This is a genomic window from Sporosarcina sp. CAU 1771 (assembly GCF_054482775.1).
The window spans coordinates 55721-77654 of record NZ_JBTLRN010000012.1 but is presented as its reverse complement, the minus strand read 5'-3'; the positions used below and the strand labels follow the sequence as shown (position 1 = coordinate 77654).

Sequence of the window (21934 nt, the reverse complement as noted above, 5' to 3'; positions counted from 1 at the left end):
TCCCATTACGCAAGTAAGTAAGATCCCTCAAAGATGATGAGGTTGATAGGTCCGGGGTGGAAGCGCGGCGACGCGTGCAGCTGACGGATACTAATTGATCGAGGACTTAACCTAAAGTAATCAGGTTTGCTTGATTCACAAACCGCTTCGAAGAACGTTCTTTTAGCTTTGCTAACTGAACTCTAATGTCTGTTTTATCCAGTTTTGAATAAATAAGTATTATTTATTCAAAAAAGACTTGTAAATTTCTAAAGACTTGATATAATGAATATTGTCTTTCAGAATAGTTGTCCAGGTCTGGTGATGATGGCGAAGAGGTCACACCCGTTCCCATACCGAACACGGAAGTTAAGCTCTTCAGCGCCGATGGTAGTTGGGGGTATCCCCCTGCAAGAGTAGGACGTTGCCAGGCCTGTACAATTTCATTACATATAGTTGAATTTCTCAAACTTCCAACAAAAGTGGGAGAAGTGAGTAGAACAATGAAACAATCGAGAGTAAGAAGGAACGTACCTAAGTACGTGACTGAATGAGCAAGTGAAGTTGACGCAGTAATGCGAAGCTTATGACACTTTTATCCTGGAGGATTAGCTCAGCTGGGAGAGCACCTGCCTTACAAGCAGGGGGTCGGCGGTTCGAGCCCGTCATCCTCCACCATCTATACTCGAATAACGCCGGAGTAGCTCAACTGGTAGAGCAACTGACTTGTAATCAGTAGGTTGAGGGTTCAAGTCCTTTCTCCGGCACCACTATTTTTGAGCCATTAGCTCAGTTGGTAGAGCATCTGACTTTTAATCAGAGGGTCGCAGGTTCGAATCCTGCATGGCTCACCATCTTTTAACGTGCGGGTGTGGTGGAACTGGCAGACACGCTAGACTTAGGATCTAGTGCCTTCGGGCGTGGGGGTTCGACTCCCTTCACCCGCACTTTTATGCGGAAGTAGTTCAGTGGTAGAATACGACCTTGCCAAGGTCGGGGTCGCGGGTTCGAATCCCGTCTTCCGCTCCACTTTTTATTAATAACCCTTGCCGGGGTGGCGGAACTGGCAGACGCACAGGACTTAAAATCCTGCGGTAGGTGACTACCGTACCGGTTCGATTCCGGTTCTCGGCACCAATAATTTAATAACCGTTTATTTATGCGCCCGTAGCTCAATTGGATAGAGCGTCTGACTACGGATCAGAAGGTTGTGGATTCGACTTCTGCCGGGCGCGCCATTATTTTTGAATAGTGTTGTATTAATCATATCGGGAAGTAGCTCAGCTTGGTAGAGCACTTGGTTTGGGTCCAAGGGGCCGCGGGTTCGAATCCTGTCTTCCCGACCACTATTTCATTATTAATATCCCAATTTTTATGGGGCCTTAGCTCAGCTGGGAGAGCGCCTGCCTTGCACGCAGGAGGTCAGCGGTTCGATCCCGCTAGGCTCCACCATTATCATCAACTCATATAAAGATCCTGGCGGCGTAGCTCAGCTGGCTAGAGCGTACGGTTCATACCCGTAAGGTCGGGGGTTCGATCCCCTCTGCCGCCATCTTTAAGGACCTTTAGCTCAGTTGGTTAGAGCAGACGGCTCATAACCGTCCGGTCGCAGGTTCGAGTCCTGCAAGGTCCACCAACATATTTACGGAGGAATACCCAAGCCTGGCTGAAGGGATCGGTCTTGAAAACCGACAGGGGTGTCAAAACCCGCGGGGGTTCGAATCCCTCTTCCTCCTCCATTTTTTTGAACTAACTATAACTTTACAGTAGTAAGCAAATTATTAAATTAAGTCTAATTCTAATTCTAATAATATTATCGCGGGGTGGAGCAAATCGCTAAATGAAGATAGCGATTAACACCGACAGTCGCAAAGCGACGTAAGGTGTCCTACACAACATACTGCGTACTATTTACTAAAGTATTACTAATAACATTGTCGCGGGGTGGAGCAGTGGTAGCTCGTCGGGCTCATAACCCGAAGGTCACAGGTTCAAATCCTGTCCCCGCAACCAAATGGTCCCGTGGTGTAGCGGTTAACATGCCTGCCTGTCACGCAGGAGATCGCGGGTTCGATTCCCGTCGGGACCGCCACTTTTTTAAAAACAGATTTAGTAAACTTGAAAAGTTAAGTAAGCATTTGAGCTGAAAGATTATAACTTTACGAAAATCAACTATGGCTCAGTAGCTCAGTCGGTAGAGCAAAGGACTGAAAATCCTTGTGTCGGCGGTTCGATTCCGTCCTGAGCCACCATTTTGCGAGTGTAGTTTAATGGCAAAACCTCAGCCTTCCAAGCTGATGATGAGGGTTCGATTCCCTTCACTCGCTCCAATGTGGGCCTATAGCTCAGCTGGTTAGAGCGCACGCCTGATAAGCGTGAGGTCGGTGGTTCGAGTCCACTTAGGCCCACCATTCCGCAGTAGCTCAGTGGTAGAGCAATCGGCTGTTAACCGATCGGTCGTAGGTTCGAATCCTACCTGCGGAGCCAATTTATACGGGGAAGTACTCAAGCGGCTCAAGAGGTGCCCCTGCTAAGGGCATAGATCGCGTAAGCGGTGCGAGGGTTCGAATCCCTCCTTCTCCGCCATATTTTTGGCCCCTTGGTCAAGCGGTTAAGACACCGCCCTTTCACGGCGGTATCACGGGTTCGAATCCCGTAGGGGTCATTATGAAAAAACCAACACATTGACTGTGTTGGTTTTTTTCGTTCTACAATATATTGGGATTGAATTAATTACAAAACAAAAGTGATGACGCGAATGATGAAGCGAAATGCAGATGGGTTTAAACGCTTTGTTCACGCTCGAGCAAATGTGGTATTGAATATTAAGTATAAAGGTCTTGGTATTTATTTAGCCTACTGAAGACCCTGGACTGAACGTGGTAAGGGAAGTGGTTGAGGTTGCCCCTCGCGTTCTCTTGTAGCGAAAATCAACAGTACTCTTTGTATATACATGAAAAAAGAGTGACATGAAAACACATCACCACATTTGACTTAGAGCAATTTTTTTATCAATCTAACTCTACAGACTCAATTCCATCTATACCTCGACCTGTAATTCCATTATCAATCAATGATTCCAAAATCTCTTTCGTCTCACCATCAGTTTGATTGTCGTATAAAGTTTGATAATTGTCGTGATCACCCATAAAGTCGGATGGTGTTTCTGAGGTACCATCTTGTGCTGCCTCTTTAAAACTATCTTGATAGTCTTTGATAGCACCATCTTGATTTTTTGAAAACGAGTTCGCATAGGATGGTTTCAACACTGCTTCTTCAACCGGTCTATCTGCATTAGCTTTATGCTCGGTCGAATGTTCTATGCATACGGTCGTATAAGGAATTGCTTCGAGTCGTTCGAATGGAATGGTAACTCCGCATGTTTCACATTCACCATATTTGCCCACTTCAATTGATGATAAGGCGTTATTAATTTTTTCGAGTTCAGAGTTTACATGCACATTAATCGCCATATTCTTTTCTCTATCAAATAACTCTGTTCCCAAATCACCAGGGTGATTGGCATACATAGATAATTCGCCAGAAGTTTCCTGTGCACTAGTTGTAATATCCGTTTCTTGTTCAGTTTTAATTAGTTGTTTTTTCATATCTAGCAACATATTTTTTAGCAATAATTGCTTTTCAGTATCCAAGATAGGTCACATCCTTTTTTGTTGTTAAAATTAGTCTATCCATCTTAACGGTGAATATTAGTATAGTGAAATCATTTGTGGGTATTTAACAAATCCTTTAGTCTAAATACTATCTACAGAAAATATTTCGATGCTTCAATAAAATAAATAAGAAAGCTGCCATTGACTCTAATTTTCAGAGTCAATGGCAGCTTTCTATTTACTTAGAAAAGGTGACCTAAAAGAATTCCAATGCCAAGTAATAAAGCAAAGACAGTGTTTGTCACAGCTGTTTCTTTCATGGCAGGCATTACTTGGAGCGGAAGCAGGCCTTTTTTAAATATGGATATTGCTTTTATCGGTTTGCGAACGCTCAATAAAATTAGAAGTGCCCATGGTGTAAGTTGGCCAAAAATAATTAACCCGAAAATCCATACATAGGAAATCAAGAAAAACAGAGCAAGAAATGTAATTGCATTTGAACGACCTAAAAGAATTGCAAGTGTTTTTCTACCGCTTTCCTTATCGCCTTCAAGGTCCCGGATGTTATTTGCCATCATTATAGCTCCAACAAGCAACATACTCGGTATAGACAGCAGGACAGCCTCTGTAGTGACTGTAGAGGTTTGTATGTAAAATGCTATAAGAATTAGTAACATGCCCATAACAACACCCGAGACAAGCTCACCAAATGGGGTATAGGCAATTGGATAAGGTCCTCCTGTATAGAAGTAGCCAATCATCATAGAAATTATTCCAACAAGTGCCAACCACCAAGAAGTTTCCATACATATGTAGATTCCAATTAAAACGGAAATTGCATACAATAGAAAGGCAAGATTTAGTACTGTTTTCGGTTTTACTCCGTTGCGAACGATTGCTCCACCAATACCTATAGATTCCTCAGTATCTAGACCACGTTTAAAGTCATAGTATTCATTGAACATATTGGTGGCCATCTGGATAAGTATGCTTGCGATCAGCATCGCAAAAAATAGCGTATAATGGATAGTTCCGTACTGCAATGCAATTGTAGTCCCTAGGAATACCGGAGCAAATGCAGCTGTCAATGTGTGTGGGCGTGTAAGTTGCCACCAAATTCGCCAGCCTGTATCAGCTTTTATGCTTTGTGCCAAAATAGTTCTCTCCCTACTATTTAATTAACCTTATTTATTATACTCTAAAATCATCAAAGTGAATATGGTCCCTGCTTATTATGTGCCGAAACGTGCAAAATTCTGTATGATAGAGGTAGGATAGCAACTCTAAGTATGTTCGTTAATCTTCGGAGGGAAAAAGATGAATAGGAAACTAATCGCTACGCGCGAACAAAATATAGAATTTGATAAAGGTTATGTACGTTTCTTCACAGAAACTATCGAAGTAAGTCGTATCTCCCCACTTGCTTTTTTTGAAGCTGGCGATACGAACTACAACGAGGAACGTTTTTATTGGCGCAATGGAGACAATACATTGACGTTTGTAGGAATTGGACATGCTAAGGTGTTAGCAAGTAATGAAGCAGACGGTCGTTTCAAAGATATATCAAATGAATGGAAGAAGCTTTGTGAAGGACTTATTAAAGAAGAAAAAGATATTGATCCGATTCTTTTTGGTGGATTTACATTTGATCCAAAGAGTAGAAAAGAGTCTGAGTGGGACAAGTTTCCATCGGCTCATTTTGTAGTACCTTCATTTCAGTTAAGAACTAAAAATGGCAAAACGACTATTTCCATCAACCTTGTAACAACAGCTCATAATGCGTTAAATGAATTTGAGCAATTACGTGAAGAACGAGATCGACTTATTCATGTCGCGCAAGTGAATGAATTTGTTCTACATCCAAAACCGACAGTTCTATCTATTGAAGAACTGGATAAAGAAAGTTATTTGCAGGCAGTTACAAATGTCACGGCCCAAATCCGAAACAAAGATGCTGAAAAAGTTGTGATTGCACGAACTGTAAAATTACATTTTGAAAATGAAGTGTCTTCAGTTACTGCTTTGCAACATATATCCAATGAACAGCAGGAAAGTTATCATTTTGGTATTCAAAATAAAAGCCAATTGTTTTTTGGTGCAACACCGGAGAGACTAATAGAAGTATCAAATGGTAGGGCTTATTCGGCTTGTGTTGCAGGTTCTATCGAACGTGGAAAGACAGCTGTAGAAGACAGGGAACTAGGTACCAAGCTTCTGAATGATAACAAAAATCTTGGCGAACACCATTATGTCGTTAAAATGATTTCCGATGTGTTCAATGAATTCTGCACAAACATCTCGATGCCAAAGCAACCGAAACTAATGAAAATTCGTGATATTCAACACCTATTTACACCAATTGAGGGAGACATTGCTGAAGGTACAGATATCTTCAGCTTAGTAGAGGCCCTTCATCCGACTCCTGCACTGGGTGGGGTTCCACATATGAAATCTATGAAAATCATTCGTGATGAAGAAAATATGGATCGTGGCTATTATGCGGCTCCTATTGGTTGGACGGATACAAAGGGGAACGGAGAATTTGCGGTAGCAATACGCTCAGCGCTATTGGATAAGGAATGTGCGTATTTATATGCCGGCGGGGGAATTGTAGCAGACTCTGTAGCTGAACAGGAATATGATGAAACATGGGTGAAGTTTAGACCTGTCCTGCGAGCACTAGGAGGTAAATTAAATGGATAAGATGGCCAGTTTAACAAATTATGTTTTTCGAATGACGGATGCACTGCTAAACGCAGGTGTAAAATCTGTTGTCATTAGCCCTGGATCACGCTCTACGCCTCTTGCATATGCATTTAATTTAACAAAGGAACTTAAGGTATATATACAAATTGATGAACGATCGGCAGGTTATTTTGCATTAGGATTGGCGAAAGCAACGGGGGAACCCGTTGTTTTACTTTGTACGTCAGGAACGGCTGCATCGAATTACTACCCAGCTGTTACGGAAGCGCATTATGCTCGTGTTCCCCTAGTTGTTATAACTGCAGACCGACCTCATGAACTTCGGGAAGTGGGTGCTCCTCAGGCAATCGATCAAATCCGCATGTATGGAAACCATGTGAAGTACAGTGTTGATTTTCCACTTGCTGAAAATAATTTTGAGATAGACAATTTTATAGATCGGCATATTAGACGAGCACTGTCAGTTGGTCTTTCTGCACCAATAGGACCTGTACATTTGAATGTTCCATTCCGGGAACCGCTAGGAATTAATTTTGATTTTGAGAAAACACCTGCTACGTTCAAGAAATATATGAAGTCTACTGGAGAACTTGATTCATTTGTTAAGGAAGAGCTAGTCAAAATGCTTCAGCACGGAAAACAAGGTTTTATTATTGCTGGAGAATTGCCAGTTGGCATTGATAAAAAAGTATTTTGGCAATTCGCAAAAGCTTTAAATTGGCCAGTATTATGCGATTCCTTATCTAATCTTCGCTCAGAAGTACCTTTAAATTGTGCATCACTTTGTATAGATAGTTATGATGCTTTGTTAAAAAGTGAATCGTTTTGTGAAAAGGCAATTCCAGATACGGTTATTTGGTTTGGCGCACAGCCAGTTTCGAAACCATTAGCTCTTTACTTGAAAAAAGTACGTCCGGAGACTGTAATCGCAATAGATGAATCACCAGAGTTTAGAGACCCGATTGGTGTGGTCACACATCATATTCAGTCAGAAGCAAATGCAGTAATGAAAGTTTTGGTGGATAAACAAGAGACATCTTACGCGAAGTTATGGTCAGAAGCGAACGCTAATGCAAGTAGCATCATTGAAGGATATGTTGGAACAGATACTGATGAGGGTGCTTATAATCAAAGGTTATTTAAACATTTACCCAACGGCACAGATTTAATTAGCGGAAGCAGTATGCCAATCCGTGATGTCGATACATTCTTCCAGAAAACGAATAGAGATGTTAAAATATTCTCAAATCGTGGAACGAATGGAATCGATGGAGTAGTATCAACCGCACTTGGTATTCAAGCTGCACGCCAACGTCCAACATGGTTATTAATAGGTGATTTGTCATTTTTGCATGATGTGAATGGACTTATTGCAACTCGTTTTCATGAGACAGACTTAACGATTGTAATTATGAACAACGATGGTGGAGGAATCTTTTCTTATCTTCCGCAAGCGAACGAAGAGACTCATTTTGAAAAACTTTTTGGTACTCCAACTGGTTTGACATTCAATCACGTTGCTGCGATGTACGATGCACAATATACAGCTGTGAATTCAGTAGCTAATTTTGAGAAAGAACTGTTAGTAGAAAAAGTGAAGCCCCTTCGGATTATAGAAGTATTTACAGATCGAACTGTAAATGTGGAAGCACATCGTAAGTTGTGGTCTGAAATAGTAGAAAGACTTGATTCCAATGACTGAAAAACTACTCACAATACGAGGGAATGAAGTGAATGTAAAAATAATTGGTGATACTAAACTCCCGGCAATTGTTTTTTTACATGGTTTTACTGGAAGTGCTGAAACGTGGAATGAAGTATCTTCATTCTTAGAAGGAAAGTTCAGGATAGTAGCTGTCGACTTAACTGGTCATGGAAAGTCAGGTGTTCCAGAAAGTCCTGAACGTTATTCTATGGAGCAACAAGTGGAAGATTTGGAAAGTGTATTTGCATTATTGTCACTCAGACGCTTTACTTTAGTCGGTTATTCTATGGGAGGGCGTATCGGGCTGGCTTACACTGTTACATATCCAGACCGTGTGTCTTCATTAATTCTAGAAAGTGCTTCACCTGGCCTTCGAACAGAAGTGGAAAGACAAGAAAGGCAGTTAGCTGATGAAAAACTGGCAAAAAGGATTGGAACAGAAGGATTGACTTCATTTATTAACTTCTGGGAAAGAATCCCTCTTTTTTCAACACAATTAAATTTACCTTTAACGAAAAGAATGAAGATTCGAACAGAGCGCCTAAAACAAAGTGAGGTAGGGTTACGAAACAGCCTTATTGGAATCGGAACAGGTAGCCAATCATCCTATTGGAATGAACTCGAATCGATTCACGTCCCTGTGCTCCTAATTACTGGTGAAATCGACATAAAGTTCGTAATTATTGCCCGGGAAATGAAAGAAAACCTGAAATTTGCGCAACATGAAATAATAAATGAGGTAGGACATGCAATACATGTGGAAAATCCGACTTCATTTGCTACAATGATAGAGGAACATATTAATTCACTTAAAAATTGAGGAGGGTATTATTTATGACACGTCAATGGGAAACAATTCGTACATACGAGGATATTAAGTATGAACAATTCGGTGGTATCGGTAAAATTACGATTAATCGTCCAGAAGTCCGAAATGCATTTCGCCCAAAAACAGTGACGGAACTAATTGACGCATTTTCACGTGCTCGTGATGATTCAAGTATCGGTGTAATCGTTCTCACTGGTGAGGGAGAGAAAGCATTCTGTTCTGGTGGGGACCAACGCGTTCGTGGACACGGCGGATATGTTGGGGATGATGAAATTCCACGCTTAAACGTTCTCGATCTTCAGCGTTTAATTCGCGTAATACCTAAACCTGTAGTTGCAATGGTTGCCGGTTATGCAATTGGCGGAGGACATGTCCTTCATGTCGTATGTGATTTGACAATTGCTGCGGACAATGCAATTTTCGGACAGACCGGACCAAAAGTCGGTTCATTCGATGCAGGTTATGGTTCAGGGTACTTAGCGAGAATTATTGGTCATAAAAAAGCCCGTGAAATATGGTTCTTATGCCGTCAATACAATGCACAAGAGGCGCTCGATATGGGATTAGTTAACACTGTTGTTCCTTACGATCAGTTAGAGGACGAAACCGTTCAATGGTGTGAGGAAATGCTTGGCATGAGTCCAACAGCACTTCGTTTTGTTAAAGCTGCAATGAATGCTGATACAGACGGTTTAGCTGGACTTCAACAAATGGCTGGAGACGCAACACTACTTTATTATACAACGGATGAAGCGAAAGAAGGACGTGACGCGTTTAAAGAAAAACGTAAGCCGGACTTTGGACAATTCCCACGTTTCCCTTAAAAATGTTAAAGAAGCTACCTCTAACCGGGTAGCTTTTTCTGAATGAAAGGTGAAGACAATGATCCCAAATTGGCTGATTCAACGTGCATACCTAACACCTGACAAAATAGCGATATCATTTGAGGGCAAGCAATGGACATTTGAAGAAATGAAAGAGAATTCATTGATGCTGGCACGTAAACTTCGAGCAAATGGTTTGAATCCGAAGGAGCGAATCGGATTGCTTGGTCATTCGAATGAAGAAATGGTATTTATGATCCATGCATGTATGCTTTTAGGCCTTGAAATTGTAATGTTAAATAATCGATTGACTCGGAACGAACTTGAATGGCAACTAAATGACTCAGAGGCAGCTGCCGTTGTCGTAATGGATAACTTGAAAGAGCAAATACCCAATCCTAAAGTTCCTTTATTGCTGTTTTCGAAGATTCAAGAAAGTGAAGAGAAATCATTTGAAATCGAAAAAGATTGGGAAACCGATCGTACGATTACAATTATGTATACTTCAGGCACAACTGGGTATCCGAAAGGCGTTAGACAAACTGCGGGAAATCACGTTTCAAGCGCATTATCTTCTGTTTTAAATTTAGGGCTTGATGAGTCGGATGTGTGGCTATGTACTATGCCTTTATTTCATATCAGTGGTTTTTCAATACTCGTTCGATCTGTGCTTTACGGGATGGAAGTTCGACTCTTTGAGAAGTTTGATGCCGTGAAAGTTGCAGATGACATTCAGAGCGGCTCGGTAACGCGTATATCTGTAGTTGCCTTAACATTGGATAAGATTCTTGCCGAATTGGAAAAACGAGGTCAAGTTGCACATCCATCCTTTAAAACAATGCTTGCTGGAGGCGGCACCGTACCAATAGATTATTTAAAACGAGCAGACAAATGTCAAATTCCAATCCTACAAACATACGGTATGACAGAAACAAGTTCTCAAACTGCTACATTATCCACTAAAGACGCCATGCGTAAAATGGGTTCAGCAGGAAAACCTCTTTTCTTCAATCAAATAAAGATCATAGACACAATAAAACCCTATGAAAACGGAGAAGTTTATATTCGTGGTCCACATGTGACACCTGGGTATATTGGGAAAAGTGCCGAAGACAGCCCACTGATTGACGGATGGCTCCCTACAGGTGATATAGGTTATCTGGATGAAGAGGGTTATTTGTACATCGTTGATCGACGATCTGATTTGATTATTTCGGGGGGAGAAAATATTTATCCAGCTGAAATCGAAAATGTTTTATTAGGACATCCAGATGTTAGAGAAGTTGGTGTTTGTGGGAAAAAAGATGCAACATGGGGGAGTGTTCCCGTTGCATTTGTAGTTGCAGGTACCGAAGTCACAAAAGTACAGCTCAAACAATATTGTGAAGAACATCTTGCACGCTATAAAGTTCCAGCTGAATTTCGATTTGTTACAAGCCTACCCCGCAATGCATCCAATAAATTATTGCGTCGCGAGTTAAGAAAATGGATTAATGAAGAGTAAAAAGGACACGGAATTCTAGTTTAGTTGCTAGAATCTGTGTCCTTTTGATAGTTACTTACCGCTAAGCGCTAATTTTAGTGTATCAATATTCTTTTCCATCAATGAAAAATAGTCTTCATTGTTTTTGATATCATCTGTCGTGAGCACCCCGAGATTATGAAGCATTAGTGACTGGGCACCTATCTCTTTGCGAATTACATCTGTAAGTTTTGAATTAACATTTTGCTCAAATAACACATACTTAATGTCTCTTTCTTTTGCATATTCGACGAGAGTCGCCAATTGTTTTTGAGAGGGTTCGCTTTGAGAGTTTAATCCTGCAACAGCAATTTGTTCAAGCCCATATGTATCTGCAATGTAGCGAAATGCCGAATGAGATACGAAAAATGTTTTTTGTTTTGCATTTGTTGCCATATCAATAAATTGACGATCGAGTTGCAATAACTCATCACGAAGAGCTTCGAAATTCTTATTGAATTCTGCTTTCATCTCTGGCTTTGCTTCAATTAATGCTTCTTTAATTGAAAAGGCAAGGGAGTCGCTCAAAATGGGAGACATCCATACATGAGGATCTAGTTCAGAGTGATGATGATCTTCATCTTGATGTCCCTCATCTTCTTCCTCGTCATGTCCTTCTCCTAGCATATCTTCTGTGATTGACTTTGAGGTGGCGACTAACTTTACATGCTGACCACTGAGGGTCTTCTCTGCCTTTTCCACAAAACCTTCAAGCCCAAGCCCTATATAGAAAAATAAGTCTGAGTCTGCCAGCATGATCATTTCTTGTTGTGTTGGGTCAAATGTATGCTCATCTGCCCCTGGTGGATAAATGGATTTCACATTAACTGAATTGCCTCCAATTCGTTCTGTGAAATATTGAAGAGGGTATACTGTTGTATAAATGGTTAATTGATCAGATTTAATTTCTTTATCCTTGTTACCACAAGCGGTGAGTAAGAGGAGTGTTAAAAAAGAGAAGAGTAATATGTATTTCTTATTCATTTCATCCAACCTTTCATTGATCGCAAATAGGAACCGTTACGATTTAGGGAGCCGACTTTTTTAATCATACAAGAGAATTTATCATTTGGCAACTAAAAGAGAAAAAAATTCAGCAGAGAAGCTGAATCAAAGGAAGGCTACTTATTTTTTTTTGAAGTCTTTTCAGGGACAGGGTCGAAACCACCTTCATGGAAGGGATGACATTTTGAAATTCTTCGAGTTAATAGCCATGAACCTTTAAGGGCACCATGCTTTTCAATCGCTTCAAGTCCATAGTGTGAACATGTTGGATAAAATCTACACGACGGTGGTGTCAGTGGAGAAATTGCTTTTTGATAAAATTTTATGAGTAGAGAAAGTAGTTTTTTCATTGCGGACTCCTAATTTGAAAGATGCAGTTATTATAACATCTTTAGTACCAATGATGACAGGATACGATTTCAAAATTTGTTAATAGGACTACATTAATCGGGTACAAGAACTTTATTATTGTAAAGTTATGTTTGATTACCATTTCTCTGGGGAAAAGTAATAGTGAGCTTGTATTTATTATCTAAGGAGTGATTGGTCGTATGTCAGAAAAATTAGTTGAAGAAATGAATATTCAAGTTGCCACATGGTCGACAATGTATGCTAAATTGCATAATTATCATTGGTATGTAAAAGGTCATCAGTTTTTTACATTGCATGCAAAATTTGAAGAACTTTATAATGAAGCAACAGTTCATATGGATGAAATTGCGGAGCGCATATTAACTTTAGGAGGCAATCCAGTTGCTACACTTAAAGAACATCTTGAACAATCGGTAGTATCGGAAGCAACTGGAAAAGAGAAAACGGATGATATGGTAAAAACAATCGTTGAAGATTTTGATGAAATTATGAAGTCTCTTAAATCAGGGATGGATGAGGCGGCAAAAATTGGGGACGATATGACAGAAGACTTGTTGAATGCGGTTTATCAAAGTATTGAAAAGCACCAGTGGATGCTAAATGCATTTCTTGGAGAACCAAATAATTAAGCGTTATGTACTTAAATTATTTCCAGGGCAGTCGATATAAAGAGTGTGAAGGGAGGCATACATAATGGATATGAATTCGATTATGGCAAGCCAACTTAGAAGTCTTCAATCAACTGTTCAAATGAGTATGTTGAACAAATCCCTTTCGATGGAAAGTGCTGCTGTTACTGAAATGTTGAATGGTCTGGCAGATCAACCCGTTGCTGCACATCCAAGCAAAGGAAATTCAATTGATGTGAAAGCATAGGTTGGAGAAAACATGCATCTTCGAAAATGAAGATGCATGTTTTTATTTCATTGAACCATACTAGTAAGAAAAGGTGGGTTTGCAATGAAACAATACAAAATGTACGTATCCGTAGTTAATCAAAGAGTCTATAATTATCCGGACGACGCTCCTTGGGAATATGAAGTAGTGGTTACGGAAGAATATGTTCCGGTTTTTAAACGCCTATTTGATCAAGTCGATTCCTTTGAATTTCAGAACTTTCTTCGATCGCACTTTCCATTAATGCCGAAACAATTTGGTGGATTCAGTGATCAAATTGAAATTAGAATTCAAAAAATCTATGCACTTATACATGAATTTACAAATGAAGAATCTAAACGTTTTATAGAACAGTTGCCATATTTCCGTTGAAATCCTTGTTTTCGTTCGCTACACTGAACGAAAGGAAGTGATTGCTATCGTATCATTCAATGATGAAAAAGGTTCACGTGTTGAACTTACATTTGGACGTAATCGATTTAATATGCCTGCGAGACATGTTTTAGTAGTGTTGAAACACAATGATAAATGGCTCCTTACACTTAACCGAAAAAGAGGAATTGAATTTCCTGGGGGCAAAGCAGAAGAAGGCGAAGCAATTGAAGAAGCAGCTATTCGGGAAGTAATCGAAGAAACGGGCGTGACGATAACAAATCTAACAAAGTTTGCTGAATATGTTGTTGAAAGCGAAGAACCCTTTTGCAAGGCTGTATTTACAGCTGAAGTTGCCGCTATTGAAGAACATCCTGAACTTCACGAAACAGAGGGCGCAGTCTGGATGACAGACCTTGAATTAAACTCGTGCTTAAACTTAAGTTTTTACATGAAGGACGAAGGAATGCCTGCGATTCGAGAGTGGGTGAATATGTATGAACAAAGACGGCTTAATTGAAGCAAGAAAATTATACCCCTCACCAAATCCGCAAATTCGACTGGAAGAAATAACTTATTGGTCAGATGGATTGAAAGTGAAGGGAATGCTTGCTGAACCGTTAAAGGCTGGTAATTATGAGGGGATCCTTTATTTGCGAGGCGGTATCCAACATGTCGGAATGGTCCGTCCAGCACGGATAGCACAATTAGCGTCAAATGGATTTATCGTTTTTGCACCTTACTACCGTGGGAATCGTGGAGGTGAAGGGCGAGATGAATTCGGTGGAGCTGACCGTATGGATGCTGTGAATGCAGTTGACGTACTAAAGCAGCACTTGAAAACATCGCGCATTCACTTATTCGCATTTTCACGGGGCGGTATTATGGCACTTTGGACAGCAATATTACGTGACGATATAACGTCAGTTGTGACATGGGCTGGCGTATCGGACGTCATATTGACATACAAAGAGCGAAAGGATATGCGCCGTATGATGCGCCGAGTAATAGGCGGTACTCCAACGAACCAACCAGATGCCTATCTTGATCGAACGGCCTTACTGCGGGTAGATGAAATCGAAGCACCTATTTTAATTATCCACGGGATGTTGGATGAACATGTTTCATTCAACCAAGCAAAGCTATTGGAACATGCATTGAGTGAACATGATGAACTTGTAGACACATGGTACTTTCCGACATACAATCACCATATTCCACCCGTGAAGAACGTACAAATCGTCCGTGATCTTTGTAAGTGGATGAGAGGGCAAGGCGAGTGAGAAAGCATGTGTATATAGCACCCAAAACAATCAGTACTGAGGAAAAGCAAATCGGATTCCCCGAAGACTCATCGTTTTGGAATTCGCTATGGTCGATGTTTTCAAAGAAAGCCGCAACGATGGAAATCCATTGTTGGGTAGTTGAGAAGGAAATTCGTGAACAGTTGGATGATAAAATGATTAAAACCGGGACCATTGAAGAAACCATCGTTTATCATTCCGAGCTTACGGATGATCTTGTAGACTGGGTGTTAGCAGACTCGTATGATATACGGGGCGGTTTGAAATGGTTTTCTATTTTTCTATTTGACGTATCAGGAGTAAATATTCTTACTGTTGGACATTATGGCGGTGAAATCGTCTTTTATCCTGAGAACGATGAGGAAATTGAAAAAGTAAAATCATTTTTTGAAGAAGATACCGCATTTACTGTTTATGAATGACGTGATTTTTACAAAGTTACTATATCAACATAAAAAACCGGCATACACATTCCTGTGCATGCCGGTTTTTCACTATACTATTCTTTCGGGCCGCCTTTAGAAGAAATATCTTCTGAAACGGTACCGAACTTTTTAAAGTTTTCACGGAAAAGTGTCGCTAATTCTTTAGCTTTCCTATCAAAATCCTCTTTATCAGCCCATGCATTTCGAGGGTTCAATACTTCTGTAGGAACGCCTTCAATTGCAGTAGGGATTTGAAGATTAAAGAACCTAGTTGTTTCTGTTTCAATATCAATAAGTTTACCTTGAAGTGCAGCTCGAACCATTGCACGCGTGTGGTTTAAATTCATTCGTTTACCAACACCATAAACGCCACCTGTCCAACCTGTATTTACAAGGTAGACTTGTGCCTCGTGCTCATCAATTTTCTTACCAAGCATTTCCGCATAAACTGTTGCGTGAAGTGGTAAGAATGGAGAGCCGAAGCAAGTTGAAAATGTTGCTTCAGGTGAAGTAATTCCACGCTCAGTCCCTGCAAGCTTCGATGTAAATCCACTTAAGAAGTGATACATCGCCTGCTCTTTCGTCAATTTCGAAATTGGAGGTAAGACTCCAAAGGCATCTGCCGTAAGAAAAACAATTGTTTTTGGGTGTCCGGCAACAGATGGATCGACAATATTTTCGATTGCTTGAATCGGGTAGGCTGCACGTGTATTTTCAGTAAGTGAACCATCGTTATAGTCAGGAATTCTCGTTTCCGAATCAACTACAACGTTTTCAAGTACCGAACCAAATTGAATTGCTCCAAAAATTTCAGGTTCTTTTTCCGCAGAAAGATTAATACATTTCGCGTAGCATCCGCCTTCAATATTGAACACACCATTATCAGACCAACCGTGTTCATCGTCCCCAATAAGTTTACGGTCTGCGTCTGCGGACAGTGTTGTTTTTCCAGTTCCAGAAAGACCGAAGAACAATGCTACATCTCCGTCATTACCAACGTTTGCGGAACAGTGCATAGGCATAATTCCTTTTTCAGGAAGTAAGTAGTTCATAATAGAGAAAATAGATTTTTTCATTTCTCCAGCATATTCAGTTCCACCAATGAGAACAATTCTTTTTTCCATTGATACAATAATAAAAGTTTCGGACTCCGTTCCATCTACTGAAGGGTCAGCTTTAAAAGAAGGTGCTGAAACAACGGTGAATTCGGCTTCGTGGTTGGTTAACTCTTCTTTTGATGGACGAATGAATAATTGATGGACAAATAAGTTATGCCAAGCAAATTCATTCACTACTTGAATAGATAGACGCGATGCTGGGTCAGCACCTGCAAAACCTTTAAATACAAACAATTCTTCTTTATTTTTTAAGTACGTAATCACTTTATTATATAATGAATCGAAAACCTCTGAAGAAATCGGACGGTTTACATTTCCCCAATCGATTTTATCTTTAGAAGTAGCTTCTTCTACGATATACTTATCTTTAGGTGAGCGACCCGTGTATTTGCCAGTTTGAGCTGTAATTGCACCATCTGCTGTTAGTTTCGCCTCTCCACGTGAAGTAGCCTTTTCAACTAGCTGTGGAACTGAAAGTTGTATACTTACATTCGAACCTGCTAGAAGTTCCTGAAGTTGTTCGCCAGTCTCTGTAGATATCATAAGTTTGTACCGTCCTTTGCCATATAGTCCCAAATTATTTGGGTGTCATCACATTATGCAATTAGTATAACACATTTAGAATAATAATCTATACTAATTGAAATCACAAGTTGAAAATGATAATTAAATTGACATTTGGCATCGTATTTTGTATCATGGTTAATTGAACGGATACTCTTATCCCGAGCTGGTGGAGGGGTCAGGCCCAATGAAACCCGGCAACCTGCAAACAGAACTTTTCTGTATGTTTGTGATGGTGCCAACCTGATGCAAGGGGAAAACCCTTGGACGATAAGAGTGAAAGGTGCCTTTTCAAACTATGCCTTTCCTCATGTATAAGACGTGAGTGAAGGGCTTTTTCTATTGTTTAGCCCTTAATCCTCGTGTATAGCACTAAGTGGCTTGAAGTTTATTCCTTAGCGGATAGGCTCTACATGGGACATATGAGTACCGTATCAATCTCGTAGGATATAAGGAGGAATTGTAATGTCGAATCGAAAGTTATTTACATCTGAGTCAGTCACAGAAGGACATCCTGATAAAATGTGTGACCAAATTTCAGATGCGATTTTAGATGCAATTTTAGAGGAAGACCCGAATGCACGTGTTGCATGTGAAACAACAATTACAACAGGACTCGTTCTCGTTGCTGGTGAAATCACAACAACGACGTATGTCGATATTCCAAAAGTAGTAAGGGAAACTGTAAAAGAAATTGGATATGTACGTGCGAAGTATGGTTTTGATTGGGAAACTTCAGCGGTACTTACAGCAATTGACGAACAATCTGCAGATATCGCAGCAGGGGTAGATCAAGCGCTAGAAGCACGTGAAGGATCTATGTCAGAAGACGAACTTGAGGATATTGGAGCAGGCGATCAAGGGCTGATGTTCGGTTATGCGTGTAATGAAACACCTGAACTAATGCCACTTCCAATTAGTATGGCTCATAAGCTTTCGTTTAGGCTTGCACAAGTTCGCAAAGAGGAAATCCTCTCATATTTGCGCCCAGATGGCAAAACCCAAGTAACTGTAGAGTATGATGAACATAACAATCCAGTTCGTATCGATACCATTGTTATTTCTACACAACATCATCCAGAAGTGTCTTTAGAGGAAATAAAAGCGGGTATACAAGAACATGTAATTCGTCCTGTCATACCTGAAGAATTAATCGACGAAGATACAAAATATTTTATTAACCCAACAGGTCGATTTGTTATTGGTGGTCCTCAAGGGGATGCTGGACTAACAGGTCGGAAAATTATTGTGGATACGTACGGAGGATATGCTCGTCACGGTGGCGGTGCATTTTCTGGGAAAGATCCAACAAAAGTGGATCGTTCTGCTTCATATGCCGCCCGCTATGTTGCGAAAAACATCGTTGCTGCTGGATTAGCAGATCGCTGTGAAGTGCAATTAGCTTATGCAATTGGTGTTGCACAGCCCGTATCTATTTCCATAGATACATTCGGGACAGGCACTGTAGAAGAGGGTAAGCTTGTTGAGGTTGTACGTGAATTGTTTGATCTACGTCCGGCTGGTATTATTAAAATGCTCGACCTACGTCGTCCAATTTACAAACAAACGGCAGCGTACGGTCACTTTGGACGGACAGATATAGATTTACCGTGGGAACAAACAGATAAAGCAGCTAAGTTACTAGAACTTGCTCGACAATAAGTAAAGGTATATATGCCGGTAGAGGGGGGAGCCTTTCTGCCGGCATTTTTTTAACAAAATTAGTTGAGGAGGAATCAGAATGAGTTTTCTTTTATTATTACTTATTGCAGGAGTTATTGGATCAATTGTGCTGATAGGTTTAGTCATTTTATTGTTTGTGAAAAAGTAAATATCTTCTGCCAAAGAATTAAGCCGTTCGGTTTTGAGTAATAAAAACTGAAATAAAGACCAAAATAAATGAGTATTTTAACATCAAATACTCATTTATTTAGAATGGTTTATAGAATAGCTTGTCTACTCATTAAATTAAGAGGTTATTGGGTAAAAAAGTTATGAGGATATTGGAATATTAAAAAGTTGTTGTTCTGCAATTGGGCCAGCATTAAACTGTCGCTTTCCGTTCCGGCGCACGCTTTCCGCGGGCACGGCTTCAGCCTCCTCGTCGCGTAGACCACGCTCCTGTGGGGTCTTCAGCTCGCGCTGTTCCCGCTGGAGTCGGCGCCTGCACTTCAAGTAACGGAATGTATTAAATATAAAGTGTTCATTCAACAAACGGGCCATTTTTTTTTAATTAGGAGTTGGATATATGAGTTTTATTATTAGACAAGAACAAAAAAATGACTATGAATCAACTGAAAAGGTTGTAGAAATTGCATTTGCTTCTGCAGAACAAAGTGATCAGGATGAGCATAATTTGGTTTCACAAATCAGGCAATCTGATGTATTTATTCCTGAATTATCTTTAGTGGCTGTCAATAAAGATAAGAATGAAATACTGGGGCATATTCTTTTATCTAAGGTGTTAATTGGTAATGGTGACAATCAAAAAGCAGAGTCATTGGCACTTGCACCTGTTTCTGTTTTGCCTGATTATCAAAATAAAGGAATAGGGAAATCTTTAATACAAAAAGCATTAGAAAAGGCAAAAGAGCTTGGTTTTAAGTCAGTTATTGTACTAGGTCATCCAGAATACTATCCGAAATTGGGTTTTCGGAAGTCATCTCAATGGCGAATTAAAGCACCTTTTGAAGTGCCTGAAGAAGCATTAATGGCTATTGAATTAGAGGAATGTTCCCTTGAAAATGTTTCTGGTGTAATTGAGTATCCAAGTGTATTTTTTGAATGAGCGTTCAACTATCGCGCGCGATAACTAAATACTTGCTGTATTTCAATTAAGCTATTAAGAGGGAAAAAATATGATGAGCTTCCGCTTTAGACTCCTTTTGACGTTTTCTAATTCCTCAATTGTAACAAAGAAAAATCGATAAATAGTACCTGGTACTTTATAACTATTCCTGAATCTAGGTGTTTTAACTACATTAGGAAGTTCTTTTTTCTAGATATAATTAAGAAGCAGAAACTTAGTTGATTGTAGTGTAAGACGGCGACTCTGGGAGAATCAGCGGGACAGGTGAAACAACAACGGGTTGGTCCACCGCCCACCCTCCAGAACGCGTCAGGGAAAGATTGAACTTTATCTTTCCGCACTTTGGGGCTGCAACGCAAATCAACGGTTTCAAACCGTTATCTATTTTTGGTCTTTAATTAGAATTTAGCGATTCAAAACCGAACGGGTTAGCTAAAGAATGTCCAGTAGTTTATTTCTGTAAACTTTTATAATACTGACCTTTTTCGGCATAACCATTCACAACGCGGGTCATTTCTGCCCGATCAGCATCATTCAGTTCGCGTACAACTTTCACGGGGGATCCAAGGGCAAGCACTCCAGCAGGAATTTTCTTCCCTGGGGGTACTAAGGATCCGGCGCCGATGAAAGCCCCTTCACCGATTTCAGCACCGTCTAAAATTATGGAACCCATTCCAATAAGTGCACCTTTTTTAATTGTACAACTATGTAAAGTAACTTGGTGTCCGATTGTAACCTCATCTTCCAAAATGAGTGGATAAGCAGGACTTTGATGGAGACAACATAAATCTTGTATATTTACTTTTCTACCAATAAGTGTAGGTGAGACATCTCCTCGTATAACGGTGTTAAACCATATTGATGATTCGGGGCCAATTGTTACATCACCCGTAATTGTTGTGAAATCAGCGATGAAAACGGAAGGGTCAATTTTAGGTTTTTTTCCTAAGTAAGGATAGATCATAATTACTCCTCATTTCTTTTTGTAGTGTATAATTAATGGTATCAAAGTTTAAGGTGCACGTCACTCAGGAAAGGGGCTAGATAATAATGTGGAAATGGGATGCAGAAGGTCAACCAAAAGCTGTTGTAGTAATTGTTCATGGTGCGTATGAACACCATAAGCGATATGCATGGTTAATTCAGCAACTAAGAAGTAGTGGATTTCATGTTGTTACTGGAGATTTACCTGGACATGGGGAGCAGTCTGGACGGGGAAAAATACATGATGAACCATTCGATAAATATGTAAGTCACATAAAGAAGCTATTAGACGTAGGTATTGGAGATGGGATGCCACTATTCGTTATCGCACATGGCCTGGGAGCAACAATTGTCACGCATGTGCTTCAGAATGAAAAGATAGAATGTGCAGGTCTTATCTATAGTTCGCCATGGTTTCATTTAGACCATTTACCACCAAAGCATTCCAACGTGTTGACGATGCTCAATTCTTCAGCAAAGTTAGATCATGAAATAACGATTGAAATGGTAACAAGTAATGAGGACATATACATAGAAGCGCAAGAGGATCGTCATTATAACACAGCAATAACGGCCTCTTGGTATAGAGAGTTACAAACATTTATCAAATCAGTAAGTCAATATGAAGGCGTAATTGAGAATGTACCACTTCTTTTACATGCTGCCGAAAAAGATCGAATAACGGATACCAGTTCCGCGCGAAAATGGCTTATTGCACAGAATCTCACTGAATTCCAATTTAAAAAGTGGAAAAGACTACGCCATGATGTTTATCAAGAGCATGAACGAGAAGAAGTGTTTTTATATACAGAGTCATTTATGCACTCAGTTTTACGTTCACTTGGTTATGTCATTTAAAGAACGCCGTTATGGCGTTCTTTTCTAATAAAACAAGTATGTGAACC

At 40.1% G+C, this 21934-nt stretch carries 20 protein-coding genes, 20 tRNA genes, 2 rRNA genes and 1 riboswitch; of the genes, 36 read left to right on the top strand and 6 right to left on the bottom strand.

Features of this window, described 5'->3' with window-relative positions; all coding sequences use genetic code 11:
- The 22 genes from ACXYMX_RS10115 to ACXYMX_RS10010 all read left to right on the top strand — a co-directional run.
- Window positions 1–114, top strand: a 23S ribosomal RNA gene (locus ACXYMX_RS10115); the annotation flags it as partial.
- A 182-nt stretch (window positions 115–296) separates the two neighbouring features.
- Window positions 297–412, top strand: a 5S ribosomal RNA gene (rrf, locus tag ACXYMX_RS10110).
- A gap of 169 nt (window positions 413–581) precedes the next feature.
- A tRNA-Val gene (locus ACXYMX_RS10105) sits at window positions 582–657 on the top strand.
- A gap of 16 nt (window positions 658–673) precedes the next feature.
- Window positions 674–749 (top strand) — tRNA-Thr (locus tag ACXYMX_RS10100).
- An 8-nt stretch (window positions 750–757) separates the two neighbouring features.
- Window positions 758–833 (top strand) — tRNA-Lys (locus ACXYMX_RS10095).
- An 11-nt stretch (window positions 834–844) separates the two neighbouring features.
- Window positions 845–926: transfer RNA gene (locus tag ACXYMX_RS10090), tRNA-Leu, on the top strand.
- Between the two features lie 7 nt (window positions 927–933).
- Window positions 934–1008, top strand: a tRNA-Gly gene (locus tag ACXYMX_RS10085).
- A 19-nt stretch (window positions 1009–1027) separates the two neighbouring features.
- Window positions 1028–1116 (top strand) — tRNA-Leu (locus tag ACXYMX_RS10080).
- Window positions 1117–1140: 24 nt separating this feature from the next.
- A tRNA-Arg gene (locus tag ACXYMX_RS10075) sits at window positions 1141–1217 on the top strand.
- A gap of 31 nt (window positions 1218–1248) precedes the next feature.
- Window positions 1249–1325: transfer RNA gene (locus tag ACXYMX_RS10070), tRNA-Pro, on the top strand.
- A gap of 30 nt (window positions 1326–1355) precedes the next feature.
- A tRNA-Ala gene (locus tag ACXYMX_RS10065) sits at window positions 1356–1431 on the top strand.
- Window positions 1432–1457: 26 nt separating this feature from the next.
- Window positions 1458–1531, top strand: a tRNA-Met gene (locus tag ACXYMX_RS10060).
- A 7-nt stretch (window positions 1532–1538) separates the two neighbouring features.
- Window positions 1539–1615, top strand: a tRNA-Ile gene (locus tag ACXYMX_RS10055).
- A gap of 10 nt (window positions 1616–1625) precedes the next feature.
- Window positions 1626–1718, top strand: a tRNA-Ser gene (locus ACXYMX_RS10050).
- A gap of 199 nt (window positions 1719–1917) precedes the next feature.
- A tRNA-Met gene (locus tag ACXYMX_RS10045) sits at window positions 1918–1992 on the top strand.
- A gap of 3 nt (window positions 1993–1995) precedes the next feature.
- Window positions 1996–2071, top strand: a tRNA-Asp gene (locus tag ACXYMX_RS10040).
- Between the two features lie 84 nt (window positions 2072–2155).
- Window positions 2156–2231, top strand: a tRNA-Phe gene (locus ACXYMX_RS10035).
- A gap of 4 nt (window positions 2232–2235) precedes the next feature.
- Window positions 2236–2309: transfer RNA gene (locus tag ACXYMX_RS10030), tRNA-Gly, on the top strand.
- A 4-nt stretch (window positions 2310–2313) separates the two neighbouring features.
- Window positions 2314–2390: transfer RNA gene (locus tag ACXYMX_RS10025), tRNA-Ile, on the top strand.
- 1 nt (window position 2391) lies between these two features.
- Window positions 2392–2466 (top strand) — tRNA-Asn (locus ACXYMX_RS10020).
- Window positions 2467–2474: 8 nt separating this feature from the next.
- Window positions 2475–2565: transfer RNA gene (locus ACXYMX_RS10015), tRNA-Ser, on the top strand.
- 7 nt (window positions 2566–2572) lie between these two features.
- Window positions 2573–2644 (top strand) — tRNA-Glu (locus ACXYMX_RS10010).
- A gap of 346 nt (window positions 2645–2990) precedes the next feature.
- Here the strand turns inward: ACXYMX_RS10010 and ACXYMX_RS10005 are convergent.
- Both ACXYMX_RS10005 and ACXYMX_RS10000 read right to left on the bottom strand, forming a co-directional pair.
- Window positions 2991–3632 carry a TraR/DksA C4-type zinc finger protein gene (locus tag ACXYMX_RS10005; RefSeq protein ID WP_459044112.1) on the bottom strand — a complete coding sequence of 214 codons (642 nt, stop codon included), beginning with the start codon at window positions 3630–3632 and terminating at the stop codon, window positions 2991–2993.
- 203 nt (window positions 3633–3835) lie between these two features.
- A complete protein-coding gene (locus ACXYMX_RS10000) occupies window positions 3836–4747 on the bottom strand; it encodes a 1,4-dihydroxy-2-naphthoate polyprenyltransferase (protein ID WP_459044111.1) in 912 nt (303 codons plus the stop codon).
- Between the two features lie 163 nt (window positions 4748–4910).
- Here ACXYMX_RS10000 and ACXYMX_RS09995 point away from each other — a divergent pair, with 163 nt between their 5' ends.
- Genes ACXYMX_RS09995 through ACXYMX_RS09975 form a run of 5 tightly spaced genes read left to right on the top strand, consistent with a single transcriptional unit; the run spans window position 4911 to window position 11161 of the window.
- Window positions 4911–6296: an isochorismate synthase gene (locus ACXYMX_RS09995; protein ID WP_459044110.1), complete on the top strand. Its 1386-nt coding sequence runs from the start codon at window positions 4911–4913 to the stop codon at window positions 6294–6296.
- Window positions 6289–8001 (top strand): 2-succinyl-5-enolpyruvyl-6-hydroxy-3-cyclohexene-1-carboxylic-acid synthase, encoded by a 1713-nt coding sequence (gene menD, locus ACXYMX_RS09990; RefSeq protein ID WP_459044109.1) that lies wholly within the window; start codon window positions 6289–6291, stop codon window positions 7999–8001. Before ACXYMX_RS09995 ends, menD begins: the two co-directional genes overlap by 8 nt.
- Before the next feature lie 28 nt (window positions 8002–8029).
- On the top strand, window positions 8030–8824 hold the full coding sequence (gene menH / locus ACXYMX_RS09985; RefSeq protein WP_459044108.1) for a 2-succinyl-6-hydroxy-2,4-cyclohexadiene-1-carboxylate synthase: 795 nt from the start codon (window positions 8030–8032) through the stop codon (window positions 8822–8824).
- Between the two features lie 14 nt (window positions 8825–8838).
- On the top strand, window positions 8839–9657 hold the full coding sequence (gene menB / locus ACXYMX_RS09980) for a 1,4-dihydroxy-2-naphthoyl-CoA synthase (protein ID WP_459044107.1): 819 nt from the start codon (window positions 8839–8841) through the stop codon (window positions 9655–9657).
- Window positions 9658–9715: 58 nt separating this feature from the next.
- Entirely contained in the window at window positions 9716–11161 is a 1446-nt protein-coding gene (locus ACXYMX_RS09975; RefSeq protein ID WP_459044106.1) for an o-succinylbenzoate--CoA ligase, read from the top strand.
- Window positions 11162–11212: 51 nt separating this feature from the next.
- On the opposite strand, the gene ACXYMX_RS09970 is transcribed toward ACXYMX_RS09975, so the two are convergent.
- Both ACXYMX_RS09970 and yidD read right to left on the bottom strand, forming a co-directional pair.
- Entirely contained in the window at window positions 11213–12163 is a 951-nt protein-coding gene (locus tag ACXYMX_RS09970; protein ID WP_459044105.1) for a metal ABC transporter solute-binding protein, Zn/Mn family, read from the bottom strand.
- Window positions 12164–12300: 137 nt separating this feature from the next.
- Window positions 12301–12534 (bottom strand): membrane protein insertion efficiency factor YidD, encoded by a 234-nt coding sequence (gene yidD, locus ACXYMX_RS09965; protein WP_459044104.1) that lies wholly within the window; start codon window positions 12532–12534, stop codon window positions 12301–12303.
- A gap of 201 nt (window positions 12535–12735) precedes the next feature.
- Here yidD and ACXYMX_RS09960 point away from each other — a divergent pair, with 201 nt between their 5' ends.
- From ACXYMX_RS09960 to ACXYMX_RS09935, 6 genes are all read left to right on the top strand, one after another.
- Complete coding sequence (locus ACXYMX_RS09960; RefSeq protein WP_459044103.1) at window positions 12736–13185, top strand: Dps family protein; 450 nt, start codon at window positions 12736–12738, stop codon at window positions 13183–13185.
- A 64-nt stretch (window positions 13186–13249) separates the two neighbouring features.
- The gene (locus ACXYMX_RS09955; protein ID WP_459044102.1) at window positions 13250–13432 is read left to right on the top strand and encodes a putative motility protein; all 183 of its coding nucleotides are present in this window, start codon (window positions 13250–13252) and stop codon (window positions 13430–13432) included.
- Between the two features lie 84 nt (window positions 13433–13516).
- Window positions 13517–13825 (top strand): transposase, encoded by a 309-nt coding sequence (locus ACXYMX_RS09950; RefSeq protein ID WP_459044101.1) that lies wholly within the window; start codon window positions 13517–13519, stop codon window positions 13823–13825.
- Window positions 13826–13862: 37 nt separating this feature from the next.
- The gene (locus ACXYMX_RS09945; protein ID WP_459044100.1) at window positions 13863–14345 is read left to right on the top strand and encodes an NUDIX domain-containing protein; all 483 of its coding nucleotides are present in this window, start codon (window positions 13863–13865) and stop codon (window positions 14343–14345) included.
- The gene (locus ACXYMX_RS09940) at window positions 14323–15108 is read left to right on the top strand and encodes an alpha/beta hydrolase family protein (RefSeq protein ID WP_459044099.1); all 786 of its coding nucleotides are present in this window, start codon (window positions 14323–14325) and stop codon (window positions 15106–15108) included. The genes ACXYMX_RS09945 and ACXYMX_RS09940 overlap by 23 nt, the downstream gene beginning before the upstream one ends.
- On the top strand, window positions 15105–15551 hold the full coding sequence (locus tag ACXYMX_RS09935; protein WP_459044098.1) for a hypothetical protein: 447 nt from the start codon (window positions 15105–15107) through the stop codon (window positions 15549–15551). The genes ACXYMX_RS09940 and ACXYMX_RS09935 overlap by 4 nt, the downstream gene beginning before the upstream one ends.
- A 77-nt stretch (window positions 15552–15628) precedes the next feature.
- Here ACXYMX_RS09935 and pckA read toward each other — a convergent pair whose 3' ends face one another.
- Complete coding sequence (pckA, locus tag ACXYMX_RS09930; RefSeq protein WP_459044097.1) at window positions 15629–17215, bottom strand: phosphoenolpyruvate carboxykinase (ATP); 1587 nt, start codon at window positions 17213–17215, stop codon at window positions 15629–15631.
- A gap of 174 nt (window positions 17216–17389) precedes the next feature.
- Window positions 17390–17513, top strand: a riboswitch (SAM riboswitch).
- A gap of 188 nt (window positions 17514–17701) precedes the next feature.
- On the opposite strand from pckA, the gene metK reads away from it, so the two are divergent.
- Window positions 17702–18898, top strand: coding sequence for a methionine adenosyltransferase (gene metK / locus ACXYMX_RS09925; RefSeq protein WP_459044096.1), 1197 nt, complete (start codon window positions 17702–17704; stop codon window positions 18896–18898).
- Between the two features lie 586 nt (window positions 18899–19484).
- Complete coding sequence (locus tag ACXYMX_RS09920; RefSeq protein WP_459044095.1) at window positions 19485–20024, top strand: GNAT family N-acetyltransferase; 540 nt, start codon at window positions 19485–19487, stop codon at window positions 20022–20024.
- A 472-nt stretch (window positions 20025–20496) separates the two neighbouring features.
- Here the strand turns inward: ACXYMX_RS09920 and ACXYMX_RS09915 are convergent, their stop codons facing one another.
- A complete protein-coding gene (locus tag ACXYMX_RS09915) occupies window positions 20497–21009 on the bottom strand; it encodes a gamma carbonic anhydrase (RefSeq protein WP_459044094.1) in 513 nt (170 codons plus the stop codon).
- A gap of 86 nt (window positions 21010–21095) precedes the next feature.
- On the opposite strand from ACXYMX_RS09915, the gene ACXYMX_RS09910 reads away from it, so the two are divergent.
- On the top strand, window positions 21096–21887 hold the full coding sequence (locus tag ACXYMX_RS09910) for an alpha/beta hydrolase (protein ID WP_459044093.1): 792 nt from the start codon (window positions 21096–21098) through the stop codon (window positions 21885–21887).
- The last annotated feature ends 47 nt before the right edge of the window (window positions 21888–21934 follow it).